This is a genomic window from Sorangium sp. KYC3313 (assembly GCF_052075895.1).
Lineage (GTDB): Bacteria > Myxococcota_A > Polyangia > Polyangiales > Polyangiaceae > Sorangium > Sorangium cellulosum_B.
This window is the reverse complement of record NZ_CP197255.1, coordinates 7,617,581-7,643,344: the sequence shown is the minus strand read 5'-3', so window position 1 is coordinate 7,643,344 and position 25,764 is coordinate 7,617,581. Positions and strand designations below refer to the sequence as shown.

Genomic DNA, 25,764 nt, shown 5'->3' with positions numbered 1-25,764 from the left:
CGCCGGCCGCGCGCCGGCCACGAGCGGGCGCGCGGCTCGCGCCTCCGCCGGGAGCGCCGCCGGGGCGCGCCTTGCGCCGCGGCCTTCGCTCGTGCACCCTACGCGGCGAAGGAGGCCCGCCGTGCACCCCATTGCATCGACGAGCCTCGGCCTGACGCGCCGCTGAGCGCGCCGGCGAGGCTCACATCCCCGAGCTCATCTCGCGTGTCGCTGGAACCGCGCGGCCGACGCGTAGGTGCGTCGCCGCGCCCTCGGGAGCATGGCATGGGCAAAGATCGATCGCGGAGCCGCGAATGCGCGCGCTCCGTCGTGGATGCAGGTTCGTTGTTCGGCGGGACGGCGGCGCGGAGCGCGCAGCGCAAGGAGCGCCAGCTCTGCCGTCAGGTGCAGGAGGCGGTGAGCGACGCGCTCGCCGCGCTCCGCGACGACGTCCTCCAGGACGTCTGGGTGATGGGTGTGGAGCCGGCGCCCGACGCCAGCCGGCTCGCGGTGGTCGTGCAGGTCAGGCCTGGCACGCCGCCGGAGGTGGCGGCGGCGCGGCTGGAGAAGGTGGCGGGCTACGTGCGCGCGGAGGTCGCGGGGGCGATCACCCGCAAGCGCGCGCCGACGCTCGCGTTTCAGGTGCTGCCGCCGGAGGGAGAGCCGTGAGCGCGCGCATCTCCGCGTGGCTCCCGGACGGCGCGGGCGCGGCGCTCAGCGCGTCGCTCTCGCGGCTCGCGCGCACCGACGATGTCGCGCACATCGCGGTCATGCCCGACGCGCACGTGGCCGACGACGTGTGCGTCGGCACGGTGACCGCCACGACCCGTCGCCTCTTGCCGGCGGCGGTCGGCGGCGACATCGGCTGCGGCATGGTCGCGCTGCGGCTCCGCGCGGACGCCGATCTGCTCGCGGATCGCGATCGCGCGGCGCAGCTCCTTTCCGCGCTGTGCCGCCGCGTCCCGCACCTGTTGCGCCCGGCGGCCGGCGCCCCGCCGCTGCCCGGCGATCTCGCCGAGGCGCGGCTCGGCGCGCCGCGCCTCGAGGCGATGAAGCACCGCGAGGGCCGGATGGAGCTGGGTACGCTCGGCCGGGGCAACCATTTCCTGGAGGTGCAACGCGACGAGGAGGGCGCGCTGTGGCTGCTCCTCCACAGCGGCTCGCGCGCCATGGGCCCGGCGATCCGGCAGCACCACGAGGCGCTCGCGGCGCGCGACCCGTCGGGCCTCCGCTTCCTCGACGCCGACGGCGAGGCCGGGCGCGCGTACCTCGATGACGCAGCCTGGGCAGCGAGGTACGCGCGGGCGAGCCGCGCGCGGATGGTCACCGAGGCCCTCTCGCTCTTCGCCGAGCTGTTCGGCGTCGACGCGGACGCGTCGTCGCGCATCGAGATCGATCACAACCACGTCCGGCGCGAGGAGCACGGCGGACGCGCGCTGTGGGTGCACCGCAAGGGCGCCATGGGGCTCCGCGAAGGGGAGCCCGGCGTCGTGCCCGGGTCGATGGGGAGCCCGAGCTTCCATGTCGAGGGGCGCGGCCACCCCGAGGCGCTCGGCTCGTCAGCGCACGGCGCCGGGCGCGCGCTGCCGCGGGGCGAGGCGCGCCGCCGCATCGGCGCGCGGCAGCTGCTGCGCGAGGCCGAGGGCGTGTGGTTCGATCACCGCCTCGCCGACCGGCTGCGCGAGGAGGCGCCCTCGGCCTACAAGGACATCGGCGCGGTCATGCGGGCGCAGCGCGACCTCGTGCGCGTCGTCCGCCGGCTCTGGCCGGTGCTCGTCTACAAGGCGCCGTGAGCGGACCCGTCACGGCCGGTCGAGGGTGACGACGGGCGACGTCCACGTCTCCCAGTGCGCCTCGTTGTCCGGATCGCCGAGCGCCCGGAGCGCGCGGAGCTTGATCAGGTAATCCCCGTCCGGGACGACGGTGAGCCTCCCGTCGCGCTTCGTCGTGCCCTTCCATCCATAGCGCGTGACCGCCGTCGCGGACGCGCTCTGACCGACGTGGGACAGCATCAGCGCGCGCCCCCACGGCTTCGCCGTGGCGGCGTCGACGATGTCCAGCGTCAGGAGCTCCGCGCCGTGATCGAGGTGGACGACCACATACGGCATGTCGTCCGACGCCAGCGTGTAGGCCGCGCCGCGCGGCTGCTGGGTCAGGCGCGTCCCGCTCAGCTTGCCGAGCCACGGAGCCCCGGACCCCGACGGCTTGAAGAGGGGCAGGCTCTGGTAATCGCCCTTGAAGCCCGCATACGGCACCCGCAGCAGGCCGTCGGCCGCGCCGCCCCGCGGCGTGAACACGAGGTAGCCGCCGAACAGGCCGCCTTCCGCGAGCGCGTCGCTCGCCGTGACGGTGACGGAGACGGTCGCGCTCCCGGCGGCGGGCACCGTGACGCTGGCGGCGCTGAAATCGACGCGCGCGGCGCCGGTCGTGGCGCTCGCCGGCGCCCAGTGGTCGCCCCCTGTCGCGCACGCCGCGGGCGTGTGCGACAGGTCGTAGGTGACGTCGTGCCCGCTCGAGTTCTCGAGCGTCAGCGTGCGCGCGGCGGGGCCGGCCTCGCTCTCTCCCAGCGAGAGCTTTCCGGGGCTGATCACGGTGGTCGCGCGGATCGCCCGGTCGACGCGGATCACCCCTGCGCCCTGCCGGTGCGCGCTCTCCGGCACGCCGGCGCCCGGATCGCCGCTCCACGGCGCGGGGACCGCGGTGTTCTGGAGGACGTCGCGCACGCGCGCCGCGGACAGCTCCGGGCGCGCGGCGAGCAGGAGCGCGACGGCCCCGGCCACGTGCGGCGCCGCCATCGACGTCCCGCTGAGCGTGTCGTACGAACCTTGCTCGATCGGCACCGTCGAGTAGATCGTGCCGCCGGGCGCGGCGAGATCGGGCTTGAAGGACAGCGCCGCGCTCAGGCCGTGCGAGCTGAAGCGGGAGACGAGGCCCGCGGTGCTGTTCCGCGCGGCCACGGCCCGGTGGGTCCAGCTGTGGGTCACGGGCCCGGCGTCGAGGCGCGCGTTGAGGAGCTCGCCGTCGGCCTGCGCGATCCCCACGACCGGGATGGTGATCGGAGGGTCGCCCTCCACAGACGGGCTCATCGCCCCGGACCGGTCGTTGTAGAACAGGACGCCGACGGCGCCCGCGGCCTGCGCGTGCGCGGCCTTCTGGTGGAACGAGCAGCCTCCGCGCCGGACGAGCGCGATCTGGCCCGCGAGGCCGCCGGCGGGGAGCTCGGCGCACGCGTCGCGGGCGCTGGTGGTCGTCCCCGTGCGCGCGAGGGCGGCGCTCCCCGAGAGCGGCGCGGGCGGGCTCCCGGCGCCGCGGGTGTAGCCGATCACGGCGTTGCCCGGCGCGACGGTGAACGACAGGGTGGTGACGCGCGTGCTGTCGACGGACGCGGTGCCGATGACCGCCTCGCCCACGCCGGGCGCGCCCGCGGCCCAGAGCCCCTTCTCGCCGCTGTTGCCGATCGACGCGACGACCGCGACGCCGCGCCCGACGAGCGCGCTCGCCGCCGTCGCCGTCGGGTAGTCAGGCCACTGGAACGGCGTTCCGATGCTGATGTTGATGACGTGCATGCCGTCGCTGGCAGCCCGCTCCATCGCCTTGAGGATGATGTCGGCGCGCGAGCCGCCGCGGCAGCCGAACACGCGGTAAGCGCCGAAGGTCACGTCCGGGGCCACGCCCTGCACGACCCCGTTCGCCCCGATGATGCCGGCGACATGCGTGCCGTGGCCCAGGCAATCGTCCGGCTCTCCGTCGGGCACGGGCGGCTTGGTCGCGTCACCCGCGACGAAATCGTCGCCGACGAAATCGTAGCCAAACGCCACGCGGCAGCCCGGGCCGAAGCAGCCTCCGAGGTCGGGATGATGGTAGTCGACGCCGCTGTCGATCACGCCGACGCGGACGTCCTCGCCGGTCACGCCGAGCTCTCGGCGCACGATGTCCGCGCCCGACATCTCGCCTGCGACGGCGAGGTCCGGGTCGGCCGTCGGCGCGGCGCGCGTGGTGTCGAGCTCCACCGGCACCACGGGGTAGACGGCCTTGACCCCGGGCATGTCCACGAGCGCAGCCGAGCTCTCCTGCGCGACCCGGACGGAGAGGCCGTTCCAGAGCTCCTCGAACGAGAATCGTTGTTTGTACCGGAGCCCGCGGGCCGCGGCGGCTCGCCGGAAGAGCTCCCGCTCCTCCTCGACAAGGCCCTTGACGCGGGCGCCCCCGCTGCCCCTCGCGGCCGGCGCTCGCTCGAACTCCACGAACCAGAGCTCCGTGGCCTCCTCCGGCGAGAACGTCGCTTCGCCTGGCTCCGGGTCGTCCGGAGGGACAGTGTCCTTGCCTGCCTCCTTGTCTCCCGTCTCTCCGCTGCACCCTGAAATGGCGAACCAGAGAGATGCCAGAACGAGCCGGCAAACACCGCACATCACTCGCCCCTTCCCGCGCGCTCCGATCATCGATTCAGCTATGTTCGATGACGCGAATCGGTCAAGCGTGAGCGGTGCGAGAACGGAGGGCGGCGCGCGCCATGGACCGTCATTGTCGCAGACCATGGAAGAGTGGTTGTTTCAGAGGAGCCGTCCTTTCGGGTCGGGCGTAACCCGTAACCCCGCGCGTCGCCGGTCCTCGGGCGCTCGACCAGCATTGCTGCGGGAAGTTGCCCCGGATCGGCAGAAAAACCGCCATGGCGCCAAGGTCGCCAAGCGAGAAGAAGACGTGCCGTCCCGGCATTTTTTCCTCCCCTTTCCCTGGTTTCTTGGCGCCCTTGACGTCATGGCGATCCGCTTCCCCCGCCGACTTCCCGCAATAGTGCTAGCGTGGCGCGGCTCTCCGGCGCGGGCGGCGCCGGGGCTCGGATACACGATGACGGTCCTCGAGCGCGCCCTGTTCTCCTTGCACCATCGCCTTGTCCACGTGCCGCGCGTGGGCCGCGTCGCGCGGGCGCTGGCCGCGCAGGTGGGCCCTGCGGCGTCGCTGCTCGACGTCGGCGCGGGCGACGGCACGGTCGCGCTGGAGGTCGCGCGCCTGGTCGGGGCGCTCCGCGTCGTCGGCGTGGACGTGAAGGCGCGCCCCGGGGCGGCGCTGCCGGTCATCGGCTACGACGGCGAGCGCCTCCCCTTCCCCGACGCGGCGTTCGAGGCGGTGCTCCTCTCCGACGTGCTGCACCACGCCGCGCGCCCCGGCGCGCTGCTCGCCGAGGCGCTCCGGGTCGCGTCGCGCGTCGTCGCGCTCAAGGATCACTTCCGGTTCGGCCCGGTCTCGGAGCGCGTGCTGCTCTGGATGGATCTCGCCGGCAACGCCGCGCCCGGCGTCGAGGTGCGGGGCACGTACTTCACGCCGGGCGAGCTCGTCGCGCTCGTGCGCGGCGCGGGTGGCCGCATCACCGGCCTCGAGTGGCCGCTCCGGATCCACGATCTGCCGTTCCGCCTCGTGACCCAGGATCGCCTCCAGGTCGCGGCGCGGATCGAGCGCCTGGCCGCGGGAACCGCGGGAATCGCGGCAATCGCGGGAGACGCGCGGTGACGGAGCTCAGGTCGTTCGTCGTCGGCGGCGCCGGGTTCATCGGGAGCCACCTCACCGATCGCCTGGTCGAGCGCGGCCCCGTGACGATCTACGACAACCTCTCTGTCGGGCGCCGCGCGTTCGTGGCGTCGCACCTCGCCTCCGGGCGCGCGACGCTCGTCGAGGCCGACGCCCTCGATCTGGAGCGGCTCACCGAGGCCATGGCGGGCCACGACCTCGTCGTGCACCTCGCGGCGAACCCCGAGGCGCGCTGGGGGCTCGCGCGGACGCGGCTCGACCTCGATCAGGGCACCATCGCGACGTACAACGTGCTCGAGGCGATGCGCCGGACGGCCGTCAGCCGGCTGATCTTCTCGTCCTCCGGGACGGTCTACGGCGACACTGCGCGTCGGTGCGCGGAGGGCGATCTCGGCGCCTTGCCCATCTCGCTCTACGGCGCGAGCAAGCTCGCGGGCGAGGCGCTCATCAGCGCCTACGTCGAGTGCTTCGGCCTCACGGCGTGGATCTACCGCTTCGGCAACGTCGTCGGGCCGCGCGGGACGCACGGCGCGGCGCTCGATTTCCTGAAGAAGCTGCGCGATCGGCGGACGGAGCTCGAGGTGCTCGGCGACGGGCGCCAGTCGAAGCCTTACCTCGATGTCCGGGACTGCGCGGAGGGGATCCTGTTCGGCTTCGACCAGGCCAGGGAGCGGCTCAACCTCTACAACCTCGCGCCCGAGGACGCGACGAGCGTCTCGCGCATCGCGGAGCTGTGCGTGGCGGCGTCGCCCTATCCGGACGCGGTCATCCGGTATCAGGGGGGCGAGCGCGGCTGGCCCGGCGACGTGCCGCGATCGCGGATGGATCCTGGCAAGCTGGCGGCGCTGGGCTTCCGGGTGCGCCACACGAGCGACGAGGCGGTCCGGATGGCGGTGGAGGCGCTGGCGAGCGAGGTGTTCGGCGGCGATCTGGCGCGACGAGCGCAGTGAGCGCGCCGCCGCGCGGGTCGGCCGCGGTGGTAGACTCCGCGCATGGCTGAGCTCACCCTCTATCTCGGGAACAGGACCTATTCATCGTGGTCGCTGCGGGCCTGGCTCGTCCTGAAGCAGGCTGGCGCCGATTTCGAAGAGGTGGTGATCCCTCTCGGGGCGCCCGGCACGCGCACGCTGCAGATCCAGCGTTACTCTCCGTCGGGCAAGGTGCCGGCCTTGCAGCACGGGGTGCTCACGATCTGGGAGTCGCTCGCGATCGCCGAGTACGCGGCGGAGCTCTTCCCCGCGGCGAAGCTCTGGCCGGAGGCGCGCGACGCGCGCGCCGTCGCCCGATCGGTGAGCGCCGAGATGGCGAGCAGCTTCGCCGCGCTCCGCACCGCGCTGCCGATGAACGTGCGGCGGAAGATCCAGGGCGTGGCGATCACCGACGCGGCGTCGGAGGACATCGCGCGCGTCCAGGAGGTATGGAACGACTGCCGATCGCGCTTCGGCGAGGGAGGCGAGTTCCTGTTCGGGCGCTTCAGCGTGGCGGACGCCATGTACGCGCCGGTCGCGACGCGGTTCGACACGTACGGCGTCGCGCTCGACGCGGTCTCCCGGCGCTACGTGGCGTCGATCCTCGCGCTGCCCGCGATGCAGGCGTGGGTCGCGAAGGCCAGGGAGGAGCCGCACATCATCGAGGCGTACGAGGCCATCGGCGTCGTGGGCATGTAACACGTAATGCAACACGTAAACAGATAGGTAGAGCCGAGCGCGGCCCACGCCGCGCTCGGGATCACCGACGGCGCCGCACCGCGAGGCGGCGGCCGGCGACGGAAAGCGCTAGACGGGGACATGCCGCACGAACTCGATCTTATCCTCACGATCACGGGCGGGCTCACCGGAGCCCTGGCGCTCGGCTTCGTCACCCAGCGCCTGAGGCTGTCCCCCATCGTGGGCTACCTGCTGGCCGGCATCCTCGTCGGCCCCTTCACCCCGGGGTTCGTGGCGGACAAGCGGCTCGCGGACCAGCTCGCGGAGATCGGGGTCATCCTCCTGATGTTCGGGGTCGGCCTGCAGTTCCACGTCCGCGAGCTCCTCGCCGTGCGCAAGGTCGCCGTGCCCGGCGCCCTCATCCAGATCGCGGTCGCCACGGCGCTCGGCGCCATGCTCGGCCGCGCCGCGGGCTGGACGTGGGGCGCGGCGGTCGTCTTCGGCGTCGCCATCTCGGTGGCGAGCACCGTCGTGCTCACGCGGGTCCTCAGCGACAACGACGTCCTGCACACCCCCGCTGGCCACCTCGCCATCGGCTGGCTCGTGCTCGAGGACGTCTTCACCGTGCTCGTGCTCGTGCTGCTCCCCGCCGTGATGGGCGACGCCGCGGGCGCGGGCGCGACGGGCGTCGCCGTGTCCGTGGGGATCGCGGTCCTGAAGCTCTCCGGGCTCGTGGCGTTCATCTTCATCGTCGGACAGCGCTTCATCCCCGCGCTGCTGGGGTACGTGGCGAAGACCGGCTCGCGGGAGCTCTTCACGCTGACGGTGCTCGTCGTCGCGCTCGGCGTCGCCGTGGGCTCGGCCATCCTCTTCGGCTCGTCGATGGCGCTCGGCGCCTTCCTCGGCGGCCTGGTCGTCGGCCAGTCCGACTTCAGCTCGCGCGCCGCGTCGGAGGCGCTCCCGATGCGCGACGCGTTCGCCGTGCTGTTCTTCGTCTCGGTGGGGATGCACCTCGACCCGGCGCAGCTCGCCGTGGCCTGGCAGCTGGCCGCGGGGACGCTCGCTGTGGTGCTGATCGGCAAGCCGCTCGCCGCGCTCGCGGTGACGGTGCTGCTCCGCCGCCCCCTCCAGACCGCCTTCGCCGTGGCCCTCTCGCTCGCGCAGATCGGGGAGTTCTCGTTCATCCTCGCGGCGCTCGGCAAGAAGCTCGGCGTCCTGCCGGTCGAGGCCGAGCAGACGCTCGTCGTCGCCGCCATCGTGTCGATCACGCTGAACCCGGTGCTCTTCGGCGTCCGCGATCGCCTCGCGCGATGGACGTCCGCGCTCTTCCGGCAGCGCGACGCCGCCCTCGCGGAGACCGAGGCCGCTTCGCTGGACGAGCACGCCCACCGCACCGTCGTGGTGGGCTACGGCCCTGTCGGGAAGACGCTGACGCGGCTGCTCCGAGAGAACGGCATCGCGCCGACCGTCGTCGAGCTGAACCTCGACACGGTGAAGCAGCTGCAGGACCAGGGCATCCGCGCGATCTACGGCGACGCCACGCAGCGGGAGATCCTCGAGCGGGCCGGCGTCGGGACGGCGGACAGCCTGCTGTTCACGGCGGCGGGCGCGCCCGGGGACGGGGTGATCGAGCAGGCGAAGGGCGTGAATCCGCGGCTGTTCGTCCTCGCCCGCGCCTTCTACCTGCGCGAGGTGACCGCGCTGAAGAAGGCGGGCGCGGACGTCGTGGTGACCGGCGAGGCGGAGGTCGCGTTCTCGATGACCGAGCGCCTCCTCGTGCGGCTGGGCGCGACGTCCGAGCAGCTCGAACGCGAGCGCGATCGCGTCCGGAGCGAGCTCTTCGGCAGCGGCTCACCAGGGCCTCGCCCCGCGGTGCACGACGCCTGACCCCGCGGCGGGCATGCGCCGCGCCCCGCGGCCCCGGCGCTCCCGAGCGGGGCGCAGGTTCACGTCGACTTGCCGAGCCAGCTCACCCCGCCCACGACCAGCGTGAGCCCGACGACCTGCTGCCACGTGGCCGGCTCGCCCAGGATGACCCACGAGAAAGCGATCGTGAGCACCGGGCCCAGCGTCGAGAACGTCGCCGCGCGGCCCGCGCCGAGCCGCCGGATGGCGGCGGCGAGCAGCACGATGGGGAGCACCGTGCTGATCGTCGCCATCGCCGCCGCGTACCCCCACACCGACGCCGGGAGCTCGCCCAGCCTGACCGGGCTCCCCGCCGCCGCGTAGTGCGCGAGCACCATCAGGCACGAGGCCGCCCCGCAGTACGCGGCGAGGCGCGTCGAGCCGACCCTGGACGCGAGCTTGCCGACGCCGATGTAGTAGAGCGCGTAGGTCACCGAGCTCGCGAACACCCACGCTCCGCCGATGGCGACGGCCCGCGCGTCCCCGGATTGCTCGAGATCGTGCCAGACGGCCGCCGCGAGCCCGAGATAACACACGGCGAGCGCTCCCCAGGCCTTGCCGCGCACTGGCTGCTTCAGCCACGCTGCGCCGATCAGGAGGACGAGCGTCGGATACACGAACAGGATCAGCCGCTCGAGGCCGGTGCTGATGTACGTGAGCCCGATGAAGTCGAACAGGCTGGAGAGGTAATATCCGAGGAACCCGACGATCAGCACACCTCCCCAGAGGCGAGGCGTCAGCGGCCCTTCGGCGGCGCCGCGCTCCCTCCGGGCGAGCCACAGGAAGAACGGCAGCGCGATGCCCATCCGCAGCGCGAGCAGCGTCACCGCGTCGACGGGGTGCGCGGCGTAGGCGAGCTTCACGAAGATCGCCTTGAGCGCGAACGTCGCCGCCGAGAGGACGGCGAACGTCCGGCCGTCGTCGAGGAGGCCGGTCCGGATCTCGCCCGTCAACGCGCCCACGCCCTCCTGAGGGGACATCCCACCTGCTTCTCTGCTCTTCACCAGGCTCGCTCCACCGGGGGACCGGACATCGTCGCCGACAGCCCGCCTCCGGGCCGGCGCGCTCCTCCGCGGGAGGCGCGCCGGCATTGCGCGCAGGAGCGCGCGTTTGCCACCGCACGAGACTGCCTCGGGGTGAGGCGGGCACATTCCAGGTAGAGGACGATCTCCTGCTTGGGTAGCGGTCTCGACCTCTCGGGCGCCGGCCTCTCGGGACACGCCAGATCGCGCCGCGCTCCCCGGGAGCCTTGGGCTAAGCTCCCGTCTCGCATGACGTCTCCTGCTGGCCCAGGCACCGCCGCGCGCGCTCACGGCGGCGGCGCGCTCGCCTCGTCCGGCGCGCCGCCCGCGCCACCCGTGAAGCGGCCGCGCGCGCCGATCGCGCAGGAGCCCTCCGGCGTCCACCAGCTCGGCGGCTCGTTCCTCCAGATCGCCGCCACGGTGGGCGGCATGGCCGTGCTCGCGGGCAAGATCGCGGCGCGCGTGGCCACGCTCCGCGTCGACGGCGCCGAGTTCATGCGCAACCTCTACAGGATGGGCGTCAAGTCGATGCCCATCGTCGTCGTGACCGCCCTCTTCACCGGCGCGATCATGGTCATCCAGGCGGCGCCGCTGGTCGAGCGCTTCGGCGCGCACGGCCTGCTCGGCTGGGGCGCCGGCTTCGGCACGCTCCGCGAGATCGCCCCGCTGCTCACGGCGCTCATGATCAACGGCCGCGTCGGCGCCAACAACACCGCCGAGCTCGGCACCATGGTCGTCACCGAGCAGATCGACGCCCTCCGCGTCCTCGCGATCGACCCGGTGAGCTTCCTCATCGCCCCGCGCTTCCTCGCGATGGTGCTGACGCTGCTCCTCTCGGTGATCTTCGCCGACGCGCTCGCCCTGCTCGGCGCCGCGCTGACCGGCGACCTCCTCCTCGGCGTCGCCCCGGCCGTCTTCTACAACGGCCTCACGAGCGGGCTGCTCGACATCGGCGACGTCATGAGCGGCCTCGTCAAGAGCGTCGTCTTCGGCGTCGTGCTCGCGCTCTCGAGCTGCCAGTACGGCCTCGGCGTGACCGGCGGCGCGCCCGGCGTCGGCCGCGCCGTCAACGCGACCGTCGTCGCCTCGGCCGCCGGCATCTTCATCCTCGACTACTTCGTCTCCTTCACGCTCGACTGATCGGCGGCGCCACGCATGCCCTCCCCGGACAAGAGCACATCCGACCGCCCGAGCGCCGGCCCGCCCTCGAGCGAGCTCAGGGATCTCGCGCCGGAGGCGTCCGGCGTCGCCGCGATCGGCGCCGCCGCGCTGTCCCTCTTCCAGTCGGCGCGCGAGCTCTACTCGCTCTTTGTAAGGACGCTTTACTACTGCGCGAAGGGGCGCCGCGAGCCGGGCGCGGTGCTCCAGCAGATGTACGAGATCGGCAACAAATCGCTGTTCTTCCTGACGGTCGTGATGGGCTTCATCGGGATGATCATGGTCTTCCAGGCCGGCCAGCAGGCGAAGCGGGTCATCCCGGATCTGACCATGCTCGGCGCGACGTACCTCGAGCTGCTCGTCCGCGATCTCGCCGCGTCGATCGCCGCGCTGATGCTCGCCACCCGGGTCGGCGCGGGCATCGCCGCCGAGATCGGCTCGATGGTGGTGACCGAGCAGGTCGACGCGCTCCGCATGTGCGCGGCCGATCCGATCGACTACCTCATCAAGCCGCGGTTCATCGCGAGCCTCCTGATGACCACGTGCCTCATCGTCTGGAGCGCCGCGGTCTCCTTCACCACCGGGATGGTCACCGCGTACAGCATGTTCGATGTCAGCCCCGAGACGTTCATGAACGTCAGCCTCGTCGACGCGGGTGATCTCGCGACCGGCCTCGCGAAGTGCGTGGCCTACGGCGCCGCGATCCCGGTGGTCTCCGGCCACTCCGGGCTGTCGACCTTCGGCGGCAGCGAGGGCGTGGGCTGGGCGACGACGCGCGCGGTCGTGAACTCCTCGCTCGCGGTCATCGTGCTCAACATGCTGATCTCGGCGGCCGCTTTCCTGATCTTCCGCTAGGCGGGCGGCCGCGCCGCGCCGGCGCCTCACTCGATCGGCCCCTCGGCGCTGCCGGTGATGAACTGCTGCACGACCGGATCCGGCGAGCCCCGGAACGCCGCGCGATCCCCGAGCAGGCGCACCAGACCCTGGTAGAGCATGACGACGCGGTCGGCGATCGTGAAGATGCTCACGAGGTCGTGGCTCACGACGATGCTCGTCACGCCGAGCGTATCGCTGAGCTCGCGGATCAGCTTGTCGACGCGCCGCGCGCTCACCGGGTCGAGGCTCGTTGTCGGCTCGTCGAAGAGCACGTAGCGCGGGTCGAGCGTGAGCGCGCGGGCGATGGCGACGCGCTTGCGCATCCCGTCGCCGAGCTCCGGCGGGAAGCGGTCCCCGAACTCGCGCATATGCACCTGCTCGAGCCGCCGGCGCGCCTCCTCGAGGGCCTCCTTCGGCCTGAGCCCCTTGTGCTTGCGGAGCGGGAGCGCGACGTTCTCGGCGCACGTCATCGAGTCGAACAGCGTCGAGTGCTGGAACACCATCGCGCACTTCATCCTCACCGGGTACATCCGGGCCTCGTCGAAGCGGCTCACCTCCTCTCCGTCCAGCCAGATCTCCCCGCCGTCCGGATAGAGCAGCCCCACGAGGTGCTTGATGAGCACGCTCTTGCCGACCCCCGACTGCCCGATGATGAAGAACACCTCGCCGTCCTCGACGTCGAACGAGACATCCTTGAGGACATCTTTGGGGCCAAAGGATTTTCGGACATTTCGGAACGAAATCATCGCGGTCTGGGGATAGAGGAGGGATAGAGGAGAGAAGCGGGGAAAAGCGAGAAGAGACGAGAAGAGACGAGAAGCGGCGAGGAGAAGCGGAGAAACGAGCAGAACGAAGAGAAGCGCGGTTGCGTCAAGGCAATGGCTGCGCGAAGCGTCAGGCCGCCCGCTGGAATATCGCGCTGCGGCAGGTGGATCCTGGCCTATTTCCCTCACCCCGCCGCCGCCAGATCGGAGAAGATAACGAACGCATGGCAAGCCCGCGATCGATCGAGGTCAAGGTCGGGATCCTCATCCTGACGGCGCTCGGGCTCCTCGCCACGTTCATCCTCGTGATGGGCGGGGTCAACTTCCAGCCGAAGTACTCGATCTACGTCGAGTTCGACAACCCGGGCGGCCTCCAGACCGGGGCGCCGGTGAAGATCGCCGGCGTGGAGGTCGGCAAGCTGAGCGAGATCCACTTCAGCGGCGGCAAGCTCGGCAAGGACGGCAAGCGCGAGCCGCTCGTGCGGATCCAGGTGCGCCTCGAGGAACGCTACCAGCAGAGCATCCACGACAACGCCACGTTCTATGTCACCACGCAGGGCGTGCTCGGCGAGCAGTTCCTCGCGATCGAGCCCGGCTCGACCGATCGGCCGGTGATCCCGCCGAACGCCGTCGTCCGGGGGCTCGATCCGCCGCGCCTCGACATGCTGCTCGCCGAGGGCTACGAGCTCCTGCACGCGACGGTCTCGGCGATGCGCGAGCACCGCGAAGAGGTCGGGGAGGCGTTCGACGGGCTCCGGAAGACGCTGAAGGGCACCGGCGAGTTCATGCACCGAAACCAGGATCGGCTCGATCGCATCGCCGAGAACGTCGAGCAGATGAGCGTCGACGGCACCGATCTCGTGAAGGACGCCCGGCAGCGGTACGTGAACAACCCGCAGATCGACCGCATCCTCGCGAACACCGATCAGCTGACCGGGACGGCCGCGCGCGATCTGCCGCCGCTCATGGCGGACGCGCGCGAGACGCTGGCGAACGCGCGCCGCCTCTCGACGACCGTGGGCGGCGAGACCGAGCAGGTCAAGATCAGAAAGACGCTCGACGACATCGCCGAGATCGCGGGCAGGGCGAGGGCTGCGACCGCCGACGCCCAGGAGGTCCTCGCCCACGTGAAGCGCGGCAAGGGGACGGTCGGCGCGCTCGTCATGGATGAGCAGCTGTTCGACGACCTGCAGGAGCTCGCGCGAGACCTCAAGCACAACCCCTGGAAATTCTTCTGGCGCGAGTGAGCGGCGCCGCGCGCGTCCGGCGCGGTCGCGCGACCGCGCCCCACGCGCCGAGCCGATGACCCGGGCGTGAGCGCGGTGGACGTCCGTGAGCCGCCGGGCCCCCGCGGGCCCTGACGACCGCTCAGGCCAGCTTGATCAGCGGGGCGCCTTCCGTGACGGCAGCCCCCTCGGTGACGAGGATCTCCTCGACCGTCCCGTCTTCCTCGGCCTCGACGGGCATCTCCATCTTCATGGACTCGAGGATGACGACGACGGTCCCCTCTTCGACCTTGTCGCCCGGCTTGACCTCGATCTTCCAGACCGTACCGGTGATGTGCGCCTTGATGACGTTCGCCATGGGCGCGCGACGCTACCGGAGAGCCACCGAGAATCCAACGGGGCCGTGGTGAGCGACGGTGCCCGCCATCGGGCGGTCCCTTGTCCGTCATGCCCAGGGCGCCCTCCGCGACGGACCAGCTCGTCCGCCGACGGCGCAGGCGCGCCGTGACGACCGGGAGGAACGGAGGTGAACCAAGGAGGAGCAAGGAGGACCAAGGGCACGCGAGGTGGCCGAGGTGGCCGAGGTGACCGAGATGGAGACGTGGCGGTGCGGTGGAAGGGACGGAGCACAACGATTTCCGCTGGTACCTGCGGTGCACCACGGCGATACTCTGGCTGGCGGCTCCGCGGCGCCTCGACATCACGAGGGTCGTGGCGTTCGCGAATAATTGCGTCAAAGCCGCTCTGCGGGTCAGAATCGTCCTGCTCGGTGGCCCTCCGAGGGCGACCTGCAGGTCCCCGCACCGCCCCTTGGTAGCCCAACCGCACGCGCTCGATCGAAGGAGCCACGAGGTCATGTCGGAACAGAAGGAAAGCTCGGTCCTGTTCTCGCTCAAGGAGCTGATGAACCTCGAGGAGGATCGCATCAAGAGCGAAGAGGCCCAGAAGGCCGCCGCCGCCGCCGCCGCCGAGAAGGCGCGCGTCGAGGCCGAGCGCGCCGCGCGCGATGCCGAGGAGCAGCGCATCCGCACCGAGGAAGAGCGCCGTCGCAACGAGGAGCGCCGGTCCCGCGAGGAGGCGGCGCGGCTCGAGGCGATCCGGCAGGCCGAGATCGAGAAGGCGCGCGTCGAGGCCGAGCAGAAGGCGCGGCTCGAGGCGATGGCCGCGCAGCAGCACCACGAGCGCTCGCTCGCGGCGCTGCAGCAGGACGAGTCGAAGAAGAAGCTGCGCAAGCTCCTCATCGGCGGCGCCATCGCCAGCGTGCTGGTGATCGGCATCGTCACGGTCGTCGCCGTCGACTCGGCGCAGAAGAACGAGGCGCGCATCCAGGCCGAGGCCGCGAGGGCCCGCGAGCTCGAGGAGGCGAACAAGCGCCTCGAGGCGCAGTTCAAGGAGTCCGAGGGCAAGATGGCCGGGCTGCGCGATCAGCTCGCGACCGCCAAGGACGAGGCGACGCGCCTCGCCCTGCAGAAGCAGCTCGAGGCCGAGCAGCAGAAGCAGGAGCAGCTGCGCCGCGGCAGCGGCGGACGCCCGGCCGCGGGCGGCGCGCCGGCGAGCGGCGGCGGCACCAAGGCGCCCTGCAACTGTGCCCCTGGCGATCCGCTCTGCAGCTGCCTCTGACGCGGAACGGGTCCCTGAATGGCTAACCACAGCTCCGTCAGGCAGAGAACGAGCCTCGGCGGCGGCTCGCTCGACGAGGCGCGCCGCAGGGTCGTCTTCCCGCTCGACTACGCGAACCTCGACGAGGCCAGGGCGGCGGCGACCCGCATCGCCCCCTCGATCGGCGTGCTCAAGGTCGGTCTGGAGCTGTTCGTCCGCGAGGGACCGAGGGCGGTCGAGATCGGCAAGTCGCTCGGGCTCGATGTCTTCCTCGATCTGAAGCTGCACGACATCCCCGAGACGGTGGCGCGGGCCGTGGCGGGCGCCGCCGCGCTCGGGGTCCGGTACCTGACGGTGCATGCGGCCGGCGGCGCCGAGATGCTGAGGCGCGCGGCCAACGAGGCGGCGCGCTCTCAGGACATGATCCTGCTCGCCGTCACCGTGCTCACGTCGCTCGACGACGGCGATCTCGTCGCGCAGGGGGTGCAGGGGAGCGCGTCCGAGCACGTGGTCCGGCTGGCGCAGCTCGCGCGCGGCGCCGGCGTCCACGGGTTCGTCGCCTCGCCGCACGAGGTCCCCGCGCTGCGGGAGGCGCTCGGGCCGGGCGAGCTCATCGTGACGCCGGGCATCCGGCTCGCTCCAGGCGCAGGCAGCACACAAGGCGATGATCAGAAGCGCATCGCCACGCCCTCGGCCGCGATCTCGGCCGGCGCAGATCTCCTCGTGGTCGGCCGGCCGATCCGCGACGCGACCGATCCGCTCGCCACGGCGCGCTCGATCGTCCAGGAGATCGCGCACACGCTCCACCCTCCGCGCCCGTGAGCCGCCTCGTCTACGGTCTCCAGCCCGTTCGTGAGGCGATCCGCGCGCACGGCGCGCGCGTCGGGTGGGTCCTCGTCCAGCGCGACGGCGGCCCGAAGCTCGACGCGCTCGCGCGCCTCGCGGAGGGCCAGGGCATCCCGACCGAGCGCGCGCCCCGCAACGAGCTCGATCGCCGCAGCGCCGGCGGGCGCCACCAGGGGGCCGTGGCCTCGGCGCCCGAGCTCCAGATCGTCGGGGTCGACGAGATCCCGGTCGTCGAGGAGGGCCGGCCCGGCGCCGGCACGATCACGGTGGCGCTCGACGGCGTGATGGACCCGCAGAACTTCGGCGCGGTGATCCGCAGCGCCGTCGCCCTGGGCGCCCGGGCCATCCTGTGGCCCGAGCACAGCTCGGCGCCGCTCACCCCGGCGACCTTCCGGGCGTCCGCGGGCGCAATCGAGCACGCGAGGCTGTGCCGCGTCCCCTCCTTGCCCGACGCCCTGGAGGCGCTCGCCGCCCGAGGCGTCGCCGCGATAGCGCTCGACGCCCAGGGTCCGGTGGAGCTCGGCGAGCTGCCCCTGACCGGCCCTGTCGCGATCGTCATCGGCGCCGAGGACAAGGGCACGCGCCGCTCGGTCCGCCGCGTCTGCCAGCACGTCGCCCGGCTCCCCATGACCGGCCCCATCTCCTCGCTGAACGCCTCGGTCGCAGGGGCGATCGCGCTCTACGAAGTCGTCCGGCAGCGCCGCGCATCGGGCGCGTAGCCGGACGGCGCGCTCGGCCTCTCGCGGCGCGCCTCCCGGTCGCGGTCACGAGCACGCTCGCGCGACGCGACGTGGCCTGGCAGCACCACCGCACCTCGAGCGCGAGCTCATCCGAGAGCTGACCTGGACGGCCCTCGATCGATGCGTCCGGAGCCGGCGTGATCGCGCGCCGCGAGGTCGCCGGGCAGCGCCGCGAGCCGACTTTCTACATCAACAAAATTGACAATAAATTCGAATGGATACAAGCAAAACCTGAAGCGAAGTCGAGCGCCTCGTCGAACGCTGAACAGGCTCACAGCGAGACGACCGATTCGATCCATTCAATGGATCGACCAAAAGAATCCACAGCCCCCTCGAAAAGCTCAATCACTGCGAAGAGATATCCCTGTGGACTCACCCTTCTCTGCGCGCTTATCCGGAATGGCTCGAGGGATGGTTCAAGAATCGACGGGGGCCCGGTAAGCGACGGGATCGGCTCAGCTTCCGGCTCGAAGCGATCGCAGGCGGGAGAGCACGCGGGCCACGCGGCGCGTGGCCTCGACGAGGTCGCCCTCGGTCGTGTCCTCGCCGATCGAGAAGCGCACGGCGGACGCCGCGCGCTCCGGCCCGAGCATCGCCGTGAGGACGGGGGAAGGCTCGGCGGTCCCGGCGCTGCAGGCCGAGCCGCTGGACACGGCGACGCCCTCCAGGTCGAGCGCGGCGCAGAGCTCGTCGCCGCGCCAGCCGGGCCAGGAGAGGTTCGAGACGTGGGGGGCTCGGTCGCCGTCGCCGTTGCGGATCGGCGCGGCGCCGGCCGCGCGCCCGATCTCGACGAGCTCGGCCTCGAGGCGATCGCGGAGCGGGGCGAGCGCCGCGTAGCGGGCAGGACCGCCGATCGCGCGCCGGGCGGCCACGGCGAAGCCGGCCGCGGCGAGCGGGTCCTGCGTCCCGGGCCGCAATCCGCGCTCCTGGGCGCCTCCGAGCAGGACGGGCCGGAGCCGGATGCCAGGCCTGACGGCCAGGGCGCCGATCCCCTTCGGCCCGCGGATCTTGTGGGCCGCGATCGACGCGAGATCCGCCCCGGCCCACGCCTCCGGCGGGAGGCGCCCCACGGCCTGGACGGCGTCCACATGGAGGCGCGCCCCGCGGGCGTGGACGATCGCCGCCGCCTCGGCGATCGGCTGGATGATCCCCGTCTCGTGGTTCACCGCCTGGAGGCTCACGAGCCGCACGGGCGCGACGGCCGCCGCCCGATCCACGGCGGCCGCGATCGCCTCCGGCGCGACGCGGCCGGACGGCTCGGGATCGATCCACGCGACGTGCACGCCGCGGCCGGCGAGCGCCTCGGCGGCGCGGGTCACCGACGGGTGCTCGATCCGCGAGACGACGAGCGCCCCGGATGGCTCGTCGAACGCGTGGCAGAGCGCGAGGTTGTTCGCCTCGGTGCCGCCCGAGGTGAGGATCACGTCGCGCGCGTCGAAGCCCGTCAGCCGGGCGACCGCCTCGCGCGCCTGCTCGACGAACGCGCGCGCCCGGCGCCCGGGTCCGTGGACGCTCGCGGGGTTGGCCCAGGCCACCTCCGCCGCGGACTGCATCGCCGCCAGGACCTCGGGGTGCGGCGGCGTCGTGGCGTTCCAGTCGAGGTAGATGGCACGAGCGGCCGGGTGCATCAGATGGACGACGAGGGCTCGGCGGGAGGCGACGAGGGCGGGCCGAGCCGTCCGGGGGAGCTGCCGTCGTCCTGGAAGGGCGCTCGCCGCGCGACCGTCAGGTAGAACGCGGCCCCGGTCAGCGTCTCCCCCTCGATGATCTCGTTGCTGGGAGACGCGACGCGCACGTCGCCGCCGAGCCCCCGGGCGGTGCGCCGCGCGATCGCGAGCCCGACGCCGACGCCGCCGTAGGCGCGCGTGGCCGAGCCGTCGACCTGATAGAACGGCTCGAAGATGCGGGACTGGCGGTCCGCCTTGACCCCGGGCCCGGAGTCGGCGACGCAGAGCTCGTAGTGCCCCGACTGGAGCACGGTGACCCGCACGCCCGCGGTGCCGCCGGCCGGCGTGAACTTCGCCGCGTTCTCGAACAGCTGGATCATCGCCCGCTGCAGGCGGCCCGCGTCGCCCCACGCGGGGAGCGGGCCGCGCGGCAGATCCTCGACGAGCTGGACCTTCCCCTCGGCGAAGCGGTCGGCGACCTGGGCGAGGGCGCGCCGCGTCGTGTCGAGGAAATCGTACTCGGAGTGCATGAAGCGCATCCGGCCCGTCTCGATGCCGGTGACGTCGAGGAGGTTGTCGATGAGCGAGCGGAGCCTGCGGACGCAGTCCTCCATCGCGAGGAGCGCCTTCTTCTGCGCCTTGTTGAGCGGGCCGAGCTCCTCGTCGGCGAGCAGCTTCACGTACCCGACGATCGGGGTCATCGGGGTCGCGAGCTCGTGGGAGATGTTGCGGTAGAACTCGGTGCGCGCGGCGTCGAGCTCGCGGAGCCGGGCGTTGGCGCGCGAGAGCTCGGCCACCTTCTGCTCCAGGTGGGCGACGATGCGCTGGCTCTGCTCGCGCAGCCGGAGCGGCCCCTGGGACGCGGGGAGCTCCTCGCGCGCGCCGCTGAGGTAGCGGGCGATGATCGACGGGAAGGAGCGCGCGTCGATCGGCTTCTGGAGGAAGCCGTCACAGCCGACGGCGAGGCTCGTGTCCCGGTCGCCCTCCGCGGTGATCGCCACGATGGGGACGCCGGCGAGCGACGCCTCGCCGCGCAGGCGCAGCGTGACCTCGAACCCATCGAGGCCCGGGATGTTCAGGTCGACGAGGACGAGGTCGGGGTGCTGCGTACAGGCGAGACGTACCCCTTCGAGCCCGTCGGCGGCCTCTAGGACCTCGTAGCCCGCGTTCTGGAGCAGCTTGCGGACGAGCAGGCGGTTCGCGGGATCGTCCTCGATGTGAAGGATCTTCGACATGGGCTCTACCTGCGCATAGTAGTCGCGATCGTGGGGGTTCAGGCACGTTCTGCGCGAACTTCCGCCGCCTGGCCAGGCCGCGCGCCTGGCCAGGCCGCGCGGGCGCGCCCAGCGCCGGGATCGTCCGCTCGCAGCGCTCGTTTGCGGTGCGGGTCGCCAGGCTCGCGCCGAGCGGGTTGCCAGGCTCGCGCCGAGCGGGTTGCCAGGCTCGCGCCGAGCGGGTTGCCAGGCTCGCGCCGAGCGGGTTGCCAGGCTCGCGCCGAGCGGGTTGCCAGGCTCGCGCCGAGCGGGTTGCCAGGGTCGCGCCGAGCGGGTTGCCAGGCTCGCGCCGAGCGGGTTGCCAGGCTCGCGCCGAGCGGGTTGACGGAGGGACAGCGCCCCTTCAATACGGGGCCGCCATGCTCGGCCCTTCCAGGTTCCACCGCGACGCCGTCACGACGGCGCCTTCCATTGCCTTCCTCGGGCGCTCCCGATGACGACCGCGCACCAGCAAGAGAGCGAGGCTGCCGTCGCAGACGCCGGGGGCGGAGAGACCGCCAGCCTCCCGCTGCCGGGCGCGCCGCGCAGCGCGGGCGACCTCCCCGCGCGCGCAGGAAGCGCGGCGCGCGCGCTGCCCGCGCGCCTCGCCTATGCGCTCGCGGCCCTCAGCGGGCTCTTCTACTTCCTCGGGTTTCCTGGGATGGATCTCTGGCCGATCTCGTTCTTCGGCCTCGTCCCGCTGATCGTCGCGCTGCGCGGTCAGACGCCCGGGCGCGCGGCGCTGCTCGGCTGGATCGCCGGCTTCGTCATGACGATGACCGGCTTCTACTGGCTGCTCGAGATGCTGCGCGTGTTCAGCGGATTCCCCACGATCCTCTGCGCGCTCTTCATGGCCATCCTCTGCGGCTACCAGGCCGGGAGGATCGCGCTGTGCGGCTGGCTCTACGGGCGGGCCGAGGCGCGCGGATGGCCAGGCTCGGTGGCCTTCGCGCTCGCGTTCGTGACGAGCGAGCTCGTCTTTCCGCTCCTCTTCCCCTGGTACTACGGCGCCTCGGTCCACAACGCGCCGGTGATGGGCCAGGTCGCGGATCTCGGCGGCCCCTACCTCGTCGGCCTGGTGCTGGTCGCCGCGAACCTCGCGATCGCCGAGCTCGTGACGCACCGGCTGGATCGCGCGCCCCCGAGCCCCGCGCCGGGCGAAGCCGGCCGCGACGCCGGCCCGCCGCGACGCGGTCGCCCGCTGAACCGCGCGGTCGTCGCGGTGGGGATCGCCGCCCCCGCGCTCGCCGCCGTGTATGGCGTCCTCCGGATCCGCGCCGTGGACGCGGCCGCCGCCGCGGCGGAGCCGATCAAGATCGGGATCGTCCAGCCGAACCTCGCGCTCTTCGACCGGCGGAACGCGCTCAAGATCCACGTGAGCCGGACCCGGGAGCTCGCGCAGCAGGGCGCGGAGCTCGTCGTGTGGAGCGAGGCGGGCGTGCCGCAAGCGTTCCGCGAGTCGGCCTACCAGCGCGAGGTCCAGCGGTCGCTCACGGGTCGCCTCGGCGTCCCCACGGTGGTCGGCACGGTCATCCACCGGCTGCCGGCCGACCGGAACGAGCGCGGCGTGAGCTTCAACACCGCGCTCATGGCCGGCAAGGACGGCGAGATCCTCGGCCGATACGACAAGCAGTACCTGCTCGCGTTCGGCGAGTACCTCCCGTTCGGCGAGCTCGTCCCGTACCTCTACAAGCTGTCGCCGAACTCGGGCCGCTTCAGCCCCGGCACGTCGCTCGCTCCGCTCGAGTGGGACGGCCACAGGCTCGCGACGATGATCTGCTACGAGGACATCCTGCCGCACTTCGTGAACAAGCTGGTCGCCCAGGGCGACCCCGACCTCCTCGTCAACCTCACGAACGACGCCTGGTTCGGCGACTCGACGGAGCCGTGGATCCACCTCGCGCTCGCGAAGATGCGCTCGATCGAGCACCGCCGCTACCTCGTGCGCGCGACGAACAGCGGCGTCTCCGCGATCGTCGACCCGGTCGGGCGGGTCGTCGCGCACAGCGACACGTTCAAGGAGCAGTCGCTCCTCGGCGAGGCCCGGTTCATGCGCGCGCAGACCGTCTACGGGACCGTGAAGGACATCCCGTGGTACGTCGCCGCGGCCGCGAGCGCCGCCATGGCGCTGTTCACCCGGCCGAAGCGCTGGCGGCTCCGGCGCGAAGCCTGAGCTCCGCGCCGCCCGGCGCCGGCAGCGTCGCCGATCCCGGGACCCGCCGCACGGGTCGTCCCCTCCGTTCCTCCCGAGCCCCGTCACCGCAAGCAGATCCAGATGACCGACCTCGTCGATCGCCTCGTCCGTGCCGTCCGACAGCGCGAGGCGCTTCCGCCCGGATCTGCTCGGCCTCGCGTGGGTCGCGAAGCGGCTCCGGGACACGGTCATGGTGAACGGTCCGCAGCCTCCGTCCGATATCCTCTCGGGGCATGACGAGCGCGGCGGCCCCAGCCAGCGGCCGCACGCGGCGTACGTCCCGCTCGCGAACGTCGGCTGGGAACACGCCGACGGCGAGCTCCTCGGGATGGCCCTCGTGCTGCCACGCGAGCTCTCGCCGCACCGTTCCAAGCCGGCCATGCTCGATGAGGTCAAGGGCTCTCCGGACAACGAGGCGCACCGATCGGCGCTCGTCGACCACGCCTGACCGGCTCGCCCCGGTCGGCGTCGCCGACGTCTACCGCGCGCGCCGTGTCGCCAACGGAAAGTTCATGAACGTCTCGCGGGCGATGCCTGTCCGTCCCAGCCCGCCGCTCGGGCTGAGGCGCCACGCCGGGAGCCGAGCGCCGTAGGGAGAGAGTTCCCACGGGGCCCTGGACCTGGGGCGCTGCGCCAGGGCGCCCGGGATGCGTCCCAGCGGGCCGGGAGCGCGACCAGCACGCGGTGAGACGGCCAGAAATCGTGTCAGCAGGTTCGAGGAGCGGTGCCAGCAGGTCCGGGGAGCCGCACCAGCAGGTCCGAGGAGCCGCACCAGCAGGTCCGAGGAGCTGCACCAGCATGTCCGGGGAACCGCACCAGCAGGCCCGGGGAGCCGCACCAGCAGGTCCGAGGAGCGGTGCCAGCAGGTCCGGGGAACCGCACCAGCAGGTCCGGGGAGCCGCACCAGCAGGTCCGAGGAGCCGCACCAGCGGGTGCTGGCAGGCGTCCCGGGGCTGCTGGAGAAGCGCCGGGAGGTGCTGGCGCGGCGCCGGGACGTGCTGCATCGCGGCCCTCGCCCGAGCTCACGCGCCGCGGCCTCGCCAATTCCCGGGGCGGCGACGGAGGTGCATGACCGCGAGCACGAGGATGCGATCGGGCTCGACGGCGTAAAGCAGCCCGTAAGGAAATCGGTGGAGCAACATGCGCCGGATGCCGGGCTCGATCTCGAGGCCTTGCTCAGGCGCTTCGGCGATGCGGCTGAAGGCTGTGAGCATCTGCGCCTCGAAGCGATCTGCAACCCTCGGGTCGCGCGCCGCGTACCACAGGAACGCCTCATGAGCCTCGCGCTCTGCTTCGGTCGCGACCACGACCGGACGGCGGGGCACCTCAGCCTCGCGTGAAGATGCGACCTCGGGCCGCTTCCCAGGGCACCGGCTTGGAGCGCCCCGCCCGGATATCGTCGAGGCGCTCCCGTGCCTCCTCGACCCATGCGCGCTCGATCGCTTCCGGTGACTCGTCGCCCACGCTCTCCAGCAGCCGCAGCGCGAGGACGCGCCGCTCGCTCTCGGGGAGCTTCATCGCCTCGTCGAGGAGCTCTTCGGCCGGCAGACTCATGATCCGCAGCGTAGCAGATCCGCCGGGAGCGCGGATCGGGCCAGACATCCGAGCGAGCGGACGCCCCTGAGTAGGATCGTCGGGGAATTTACCGGCACGGTGACCGGAGCGGTGCAAGGGCCGTACGCCTGCGCTTCGTTCTAGTCCGGATGCAGCGGACGACGCGCGTTCGCGTGGGATCCACGGCGCGCCATAGCATGCCCGTGAGCGTCTAGCGGGGGAGGTTGCGGTCGAAGGTCCCATCGGGCAGCACAAAGTCAGCATGCGCGGCGAAGAAGGTGGCGCGCTCCGTCTCGCCTCCCTCGTAAATCACGCCTGCAAGCACCATCCGACCGTCGCGGTTGATGAAGACCGGCGCGCCGCTCACGCCACCCGTAGGCCCAAACGGAGCGAGCCCCTGCAAGAAGGTCGCGACCACGCGCTCCTCCTCCTCGTCGACCATGAGAAAGTGCCTGCCACTCGACGACGAAACGAAGTCGATGAAAGGCGCCACGCGGTTCTCCAGGCCACGCGCGCTCGGTTGTCGGTGCAGCCCCGGGTACCCAACGAACGCAGCAACCTCTCCACGACGAGCGCGCACAGGGGGCCACGACTCCGGACGATAGAAGGTCTTCCCGATGTCGCGGGCGTCGAAGGAACGCGGGCTGGCGATCGTCGCGAGGTCGAGCGCCTCGTCCTCGTCAATGATCTGCCAGGCGGTGATGTCGAGCGGGGTTCCCATGCCGCCCAGGATCCCGAGCTGCCCGTCCCGACCTTGACGATCCCAGGCGACGGCAACGTGCCTTGCAGTGAGAACAAACGGGCGCTCCCCGAGATTCACCAAGCAGCCGGTCCCGCCAGCGACCACGCCGGTCGGCGTCGGGTTGGCTGCGCTCAGCACCTGGACCGCGACGACGTTGGGTAGGAGCGCCTGTGCAATGTCGAGCACGCGCTGTTCGAGTTCCGAGTTCCGTCGGAGCCATGCTCATCATCGCCGTCTAGCACGACAGGATTGACCCTGCCGGGCGCGTGCATGCGGGACGCCCACACGCGAGAGCACGCCCTCCCGCCATCCGACAGCTCGGGGGCACGACAGAGACGCTGGTTCGCGCGTGGACCTGCTGGCGAGCGTCCCTGGCTTGCGGACGCGTGGCCCTACAACTTCATTGCCTTTTTGAAGCGCTTCGCGTCGGCGAACATGTCGACGTTCGTGAACACGTACGTCGCGTCGTCGTGCTTCGCGCCGCGCGCGATCTCCGCGAGCCGCTCGATCGCCGGATCCTCGTAGCGCGACTTGTGCCCCGCGGGACCGTGCAGGCGGTAGTAGGCCACCTTCAGCCGCGAGAGGCCCGCGTTCAGCGGATCGCGCGCGGCGAGCGCGCCGACCTCCTGGGTGAGCTCGTCGCACTCGTCCGGATCCCACCCGGGCGGAGGCTCGAAGACGACGCGCTCGAAGCGCTTCTTCACGTTGACGAGGAAGTCGCGCAGGATGGCCTTGTTCGCCCGCGTCGGCGTGAACTCCGGGGGGCCGACGAAGACGGCGAGCTTCGCCTCGAGCTCATCCGCGACCGCCTCGATGCTCTTGAGCGCCGTCTCGATGACCTTGCCGTCCCGAAACCCCTCCTGCCCGATCTCGCGCGGACCGAGCAGGGCGAAGCGAAAGCCGCCTGGAGCTTCGCGCCGCCAGCGCCGGATCGTTCCAGGTCCCGGGAGGGACACATGGGTCTCCTGCACCTCCACGAACATGAACTCGCGGAAATAGCGCGTCGCTGGGACGGGGAAACCGGCGCAGCCGACGGTAATCATCGCCCCCACCCTAGCCCACGCGCGCGC

24 protein-coding genes are annotated in these 25,764 nt (G+C 72.0%); 14 read left to right on the top strand and 10 right to left on the bottom strand.

What is annotated here, in order from left to right; translation table 11 throughout:
• Positions 1-264: 264 nt before the first annotated feature.
• Positions 265-648 carry a ribosome-binding factor A gene (locus tag ACSRUE_RS29520; protein ID WP_441286492.1) on the top strand — a complete coding sequence of 128 codons (384 nt, stop codon included), beginning with the start codon at positions 265-267 and terminating at the stop codon, positions 646-648.
• Positions 645-1,772, top strand: a complete 1,128-nt coding sequence (locus ACSRUE_RS29515) for an RtcB family protein (protein WP_441286491.1) — start codon at positions 645-647, stop codon at positions 1,770-1,772. The genes ACSRUE_RS29520 and ACSRUE_RS29515 overlap by 4 nt, the downstream gene beginning before the upstream one ends.
• Before the next feature lie 9 nt (positions 1,773-1,781).
• On the opposite strand, the gene ACSRUE_RS29510 is transcribed toward ACSRUE_RS29515, so the two are convergent.
• Entirely contained in the window at positions 1,782-4,388 is a 2,607-nt protein-coding gene (locus ACSRUE_RS29510; protein WP_441286490.1) for a S8 family serine peptidase, read from the bottom strand.
• Positions 4,389-4,824: 436 nt separating this feature from the next.
• On the opposite strand from ACSRUE_RS29510, the gene ACSRUE_RS29505 reads away from it, so the two are divergent.
• The 4 genes from ACSRUE_RS29505 (at position 4,825) to ACSRUE_RS29490 (ending at position 9,035) form a co-directional block, all read left to right on the top strand.
• Complete coding sequence (locus ACSRUE_RS29505) at positions 4,825-5,484, top strand: class I SAM-dependent methyltransferase (RefSeq protein WP_441286489.1); 660 nt, start codon at positions 4,825-4,827, stop codon at positions 5,482-5,484.
• A complete protein-coding gene (locus ACSRUE_RS29500) occupies positions 5,481-6,452 on the top strand; it encodes an NAD-dependent epimerase/dehydratase family protein (protein ID WP_441286488.1) in 972 nt (323 codons plus the stop codon). Before ACSRUE_RS29505 ends, ACSRUE_RS29500 begins: the two co-directional genes overlap by 4 nt.
• Positions 6,453-6,494: 42 nt before the next feature.
• Positions 6,495-7,169 (top strand): glutathione S-transferase family protein, encoded by a 675-nt coding sequence (locus ACSRUE_RS29495; RefSeq protein WP_441286487.1) that lies wholly within the window; start codon positions 6,495-6,497, stop codon positions 7,167-7,169.
• 120 nt (positions 7,170-7,289) lie between these two features.
• Positions 7,290-9,035, top strand: coding sequence for a cation:proton antiporter (locus ACSRUE_RS29490; RefSeq protein ID WP_441286486.1), 1,746 nt, complete (start codon positions 7,290-7,292; stop codon positions 9,033-9,035).
• Positions 9,036-9,094: 59 nt separating this feature from the next.
• On the opposite strand, the gene ACSRUE_RS29485 is transcribed toward ACSRUE_RS29490, so the two are convergent.
• Complete coding sequence (locus ACSRUE_RS29485) at positions 9,095-10,033, bottom strand: DMT family transporter (protein ID WP_441286485.1); 939 nt, start codon at positions 10,031-10,033, stop codon at positions 9,095-9,097.
• A 291-nt stretch (positions 10,034-10,324) separates the two neighbouring features.
• Between ACSRUE_RS29485 and ACSRUE_RS29480 the strand changes: the two genes are divergently transcribed.
• Both ACSRUE_RS29480 and ACSRUE_RS29475 read left to right on the top strand, forming a co-directional pair.
• A complete protein-coding gene (locus ACSRUE_RS29480) occupies positions 10,325-11,215 on the top strand; it encodes an MlaE family ABC transporter permease (protein ID WP_012236325.1) in 891 nt (296 codons plus the stop codon).
• Between the two features lie 15 nt (positions 11,216-11,230).
• The gene (locus ACSRUE_RS29475; RefSeq protein WP_437767563.1) at positions 11,231-12,088 is read left to right on the top strand and encodes an MlaE family ABC transporter permease; all 858 of its coding nucleotides are present in this window, start codon (positions 11,231-11,233) and stop codon (positions 12,086-12,088) included.
• Between the two features lie 26 nt (positions 12,089-12,114).
• Here ACSRUE_RS29475 and ACSRUE_RS29470 read toward each other — a convergent pair whose 3' ends face one another.
• On the bottom strand, positions 12,115-12,855 hold the full coding sequence (locus tag ACSRUE_RS29470; RefSeq protein WP_441286484.1) for an ABC transporter ATP-binding protein: 741 nt from the start codon (positions 12,853-12,855) through the stop codon (positions 12,115-12,117).
• A gap of 242 nt (positions 12,856-13,097) precedes the next feature.
• On the opposite strand from ACSRUE_RS29470, the gene ACSRUE_RS29465 reads away from it, so the two are divergent.
• Positions 13,098-14,120 (top strand): MlaD family protein, encoded by a 1,023-nt coding sequence (locus tag ACSRUE_RS29465; protein WP_441286483.1) that lies wholly within the window; start codon positions 13,098-13,100, stop codon positions 14,118-14,120.
• Between the two features lie 121 nt (positions 14,121-14,241).
• On the opposite strand, the gene ACSRUE_RS29460 is transcribed toward ACSRUE_RS29465, so the two are convergent.
• Positions 14,242-14,457, bottom strand: coding sequence for a biotin/lipoyl-binding carrier protein (locus ACSRUE_RS29460; protein WP_441286482.1), 216 nt, complete (start codon positions 14,455-14,457; stop codon positions 14,242-14,244).
• A 497-nt stretch (positions 14,458-14,954) separates the two neighbouring features.
• On the opposite strand from ACSRUE_RS29460, the gene ACSRUE_RS29455 reads away from it, so the two are divergent.
• The 3 genes from ACSRUE_RS29455 to ACSRUE_RS29445 are packed head-to-tail and all read left to right on the top strand — an operon-like array spanning position 14,955 to position 17,263.
• On the top strand, positions 14,955-15,719 hold the full coding sequence (locus tag ACSRUE_RS29455; protein ID WP_441286481.1) for a hypothetical protein: 765 nt from the start codon (positions 14,955-14,957) through the stop codon (positions 15,717-15,719).
• 18 nt (positions 15,720-15,737) lie between these two features.
• Positions 15,738-16,520 (top strand): orotidine-5'-phosphate decarboxylase, encoded by a 783-nt coding sequence (pyrF, locus tag ACSRUE_RS29450; RefSeq protein ID WP_441286480.1) that lies wholly within the window; start codon positions 15,738-15,740, stop codon positions 16,518-16,520.
• A complete protein-coding gene (locus ACSRUE_RS29445) occupies positions 16,517-17,263 on the top strand; it encodes a TrmH family RNA methyltransferase (protein ID WP_437767557.1) in 747 nt (248 codons plus the stop codon). Before pyrF ends, ACSRUE_RS29445 begins: the two co-directional genes overlap by 4 nt.
• A 476-nt stretch (positions 17,264-17,739) precedes the next feature.
• On the opposite strand, the gene ACSRUE_RS29440 is transcribed toward ACSRUE_RS29445, so the two are convergent.
• Complete coding sequence (locus ACSRUE_RS29440; RefSeq protein WP_441286479.1) at positions 17,740-18,912, bottom strand: cysteine desulfurase family protein; 1,173 nt, start codon at positions 18,910-18,912, stop codon at positions 17,740-17,742.
• A complete protein-coding gene (locus tag ACSRUE_RS29435) occupies positions 18,912-20,186 on the bottom strand; it encodes a hybrid sensor histidine kinase/response regulator (RefSeq protein WP_437767555.1) in 1,275 nt (424 codons plus the stop codon). Before ACSRUE_RS29435 ends, ACSRUE_RS29440 begins: the two co-directional genes overlap by 1 nt.
• A 472-nt stretch (positions 20,187-20,658) precedes the next feature.
• Between ACSRUE_RS29435 and lnt the strand changes: the two genes are divergently transcribed.
• Complete coding sequence (gene lnt, locus ACSRUE_RS29430) at positions 20,659-22,377, top strand: apolipoprotein N-acyltransferase (protein ID WP_441286478.1); 1,719 nt, start codon at positions 20,659-20,661, stop codon at positions 22,375-22,377.
• A gap of 130 nt (positions 22,378-22,507) precedes the next feature.
• Positions 22,508-22,846, top strand: a complete 339-nt coding sequence (locus tag ACSRUE_RS29425; RefSeq protein ID WP_441286477.1) for a hypothetical protein — start codon at positions 22,508-22,510, stop codon at positions 22,844-22,846.
• Between the two features lie 574 nt (positions 22,847-23,420).
• Here the strand turns inward: ACSRUE_RS29425 and ACSRUE_RS29420 are convergent.
• The 4 genes from ACSRUE_RS29420 to ACSRUE_RS29405 all read right to left on the bottom strand — a co-directional run bounded on the left by ACSRUE_RS29420 (position 23,421) and on the right by ACSRUE_RS29405 (position 25,737).
• Positions 23,421-23,705: a type II toxin-antitoxin system RelE/ParE family toxin gene (locus tag ACSRUE_RS29420; protein WP_441293142.1), complete on the bottom strand. Its 285-nt coding sequence runs from the start codon at positions 23,703-23,705 to the stop codon at positions 23,421-23,423.
• A gap of 19 nt (positions 23,706-23,724) precedes the next feature.
• Positions 23,725-23,952 carry an addiction module protein gene (locus tag ACSRUE_RS29415; protein WP_441286476.1) on the bottom strand — a complete coding sequence of 76 codons (228 nt, stop codon included), beginning with the start codon at positions 23,950-23,952 and terminating at the stop codon, positions 23,725-23,727.
• A 211-nt stretch (positions 23,953-24,163) separates the two neighbouring features.
• Positions 24,164-24,880 (bottom strand): hypothetical protein, encoded by a 717-nt coding sequence (locus tag ACSRUE_RS29410; RefSeq protein WP_441286475.1) that lies wholly within the window; start codon positions 24,878-24,880, stop codon positions 24,164-24,166.
• A gap of 206 nt (positions 24,881-25,086) precedes the next feature.
• The gene (locus tag ACSRUE_RS29405) at positions 25,087-25,737 is read right to left on the bottom strand and encodes a DUF72 domain-containing protein (RefSeq protein WP_012236337.1); all 651 of its coding nucleotides are present in this window, start codon (positions 25,735-25,737) and stop codon (positions 25,087-25,089) included.
• Positions 25,738-25,764 lie beyond the last annotated feature (27 nt).

Coding starts and splice junctions, on each gene's coding strand:
- ACSRUE_RS29520 (WP_441286492.1), top strand. CDS start 265: ATGGGCAAAGATCGATCGCGGAGCCGCGAATGCGCGCGCTCCGTCGTG.
- ACSRUE_RS29510 (WP_441286490.1), bottom strand. CDS start 4,388: ATGTGCGGTGTTTGCCGGCTCGTTCTGGCATCTCTCTGGTTCGCCATT.
- ACSRUE_RS29505 (WP_441286489.1), top strand. CDS start 4,825: ATGACGGTCCTCGAGCGCGCCCTGTTCTCCTTGCACCATCGCCTTGTC.
- ACSRUE_RS29495 (WP_441286487.1), top strand. CDS start 6,495: ATGGCTGAGCTCACCCTCTATCTCGGGAACAGGACCTATTCATCGTGG.
- ACSRUE_RS29490 (WP_441286486.1), top strand. CDS start 7,290: ATGCCGCACGAACTCGATCTTATCCTCACGATCACGGGCGGGCTCACC.
- ACSRUE_RS29485 (WP_441286485.1), bottom strand. CDS start 10,033: ATGTCCCCTCAGGAGGGCGTGGGCGCGTTGACGGGCGAGATCCGGACC.
- ACSRUE_RS29480 (WP_012236325.1), top strand. CDS start 10,325: ATGACGTCTCCTGCTGGCCCAGGCACCGCCGCGCGCGCTCACGGCGGC.
- ACSRUE_RS29475 (WP_437767563.1), top strand. CDS start 11,231: ATGCCCTCCCCGGACAAGAGCACATCCGACCGCCCGAGCGCCGGCCCG.
- ACSRUE_RS29470 (WP_441286484.1), bottom strand. CDS start 12,855: ATGATTTCGTTCCGAAATGTCCGAAAATCCTTTGGCCCCAAAGATGTC.
- ACSRUE_RS29465 (WP_441286483.1), top strand. CDS start 13,098: ATGGCAAGCCCGCGATCGATCGAGGTCAAGGTCGGGATCCTCATCCTG.
- ACSRUE_RS29460 (WP_441286482.1), bottom strand. CDS start 14,457: ATGGCGAACGTCATCAAGGCGCACATCACCGGTACGGTCTGGAAGATC.
- ACSRUE_RS29455 (WP_441286481.1), top strand. CDS start 14,955: ATGTCGGAACAGAAGGAAAGCTCGGTCCTGTTCTCGCTCAAGGAGCTG.
- pyrF (WP_441286480.1), top strand. CDS start 15,738: ATGGCTAACCACAGCTCCGTCAGGCAGAGAACGAGCCTCGGCGGCGGC.
- ACSRUE_RS29440 (WP_441286479.1), bottom strand. CDS start 18,912: ATGCACCCGGCCGCTCGTGCCATCTACCTCGACTGGAACGCCACGACG.
- ACSRUE_RS29435 (WP_437767555.1), bottom strand. CDS start 20,186: ATGTCGAAGATCCTTCACATCGAGGACGATCCCGCGAACCGCCTGCTC.
- lnt (WP_441286478.1), top strand. CDS start 20,659: ATGACGACCGCGCACCAGCAAGAGAGCGAGGCTGCCGTCGCAGACGCC.
- ACSRUE_RS29415 (WP_441286476.1), bottom strand. CDS start 23,952: ATGAGTCTGCCGGCCGAAGAGCTCCTCGACGAGGCGATGAAGCTCCCC.
- ACSRUE_RS29405 (WP_012236337.1), bottom strand. CDS start 25,737: ATGATTACCGTCGGCTGCGCCGGTTTCCCCGTCCCAGCGACGCGCTAT.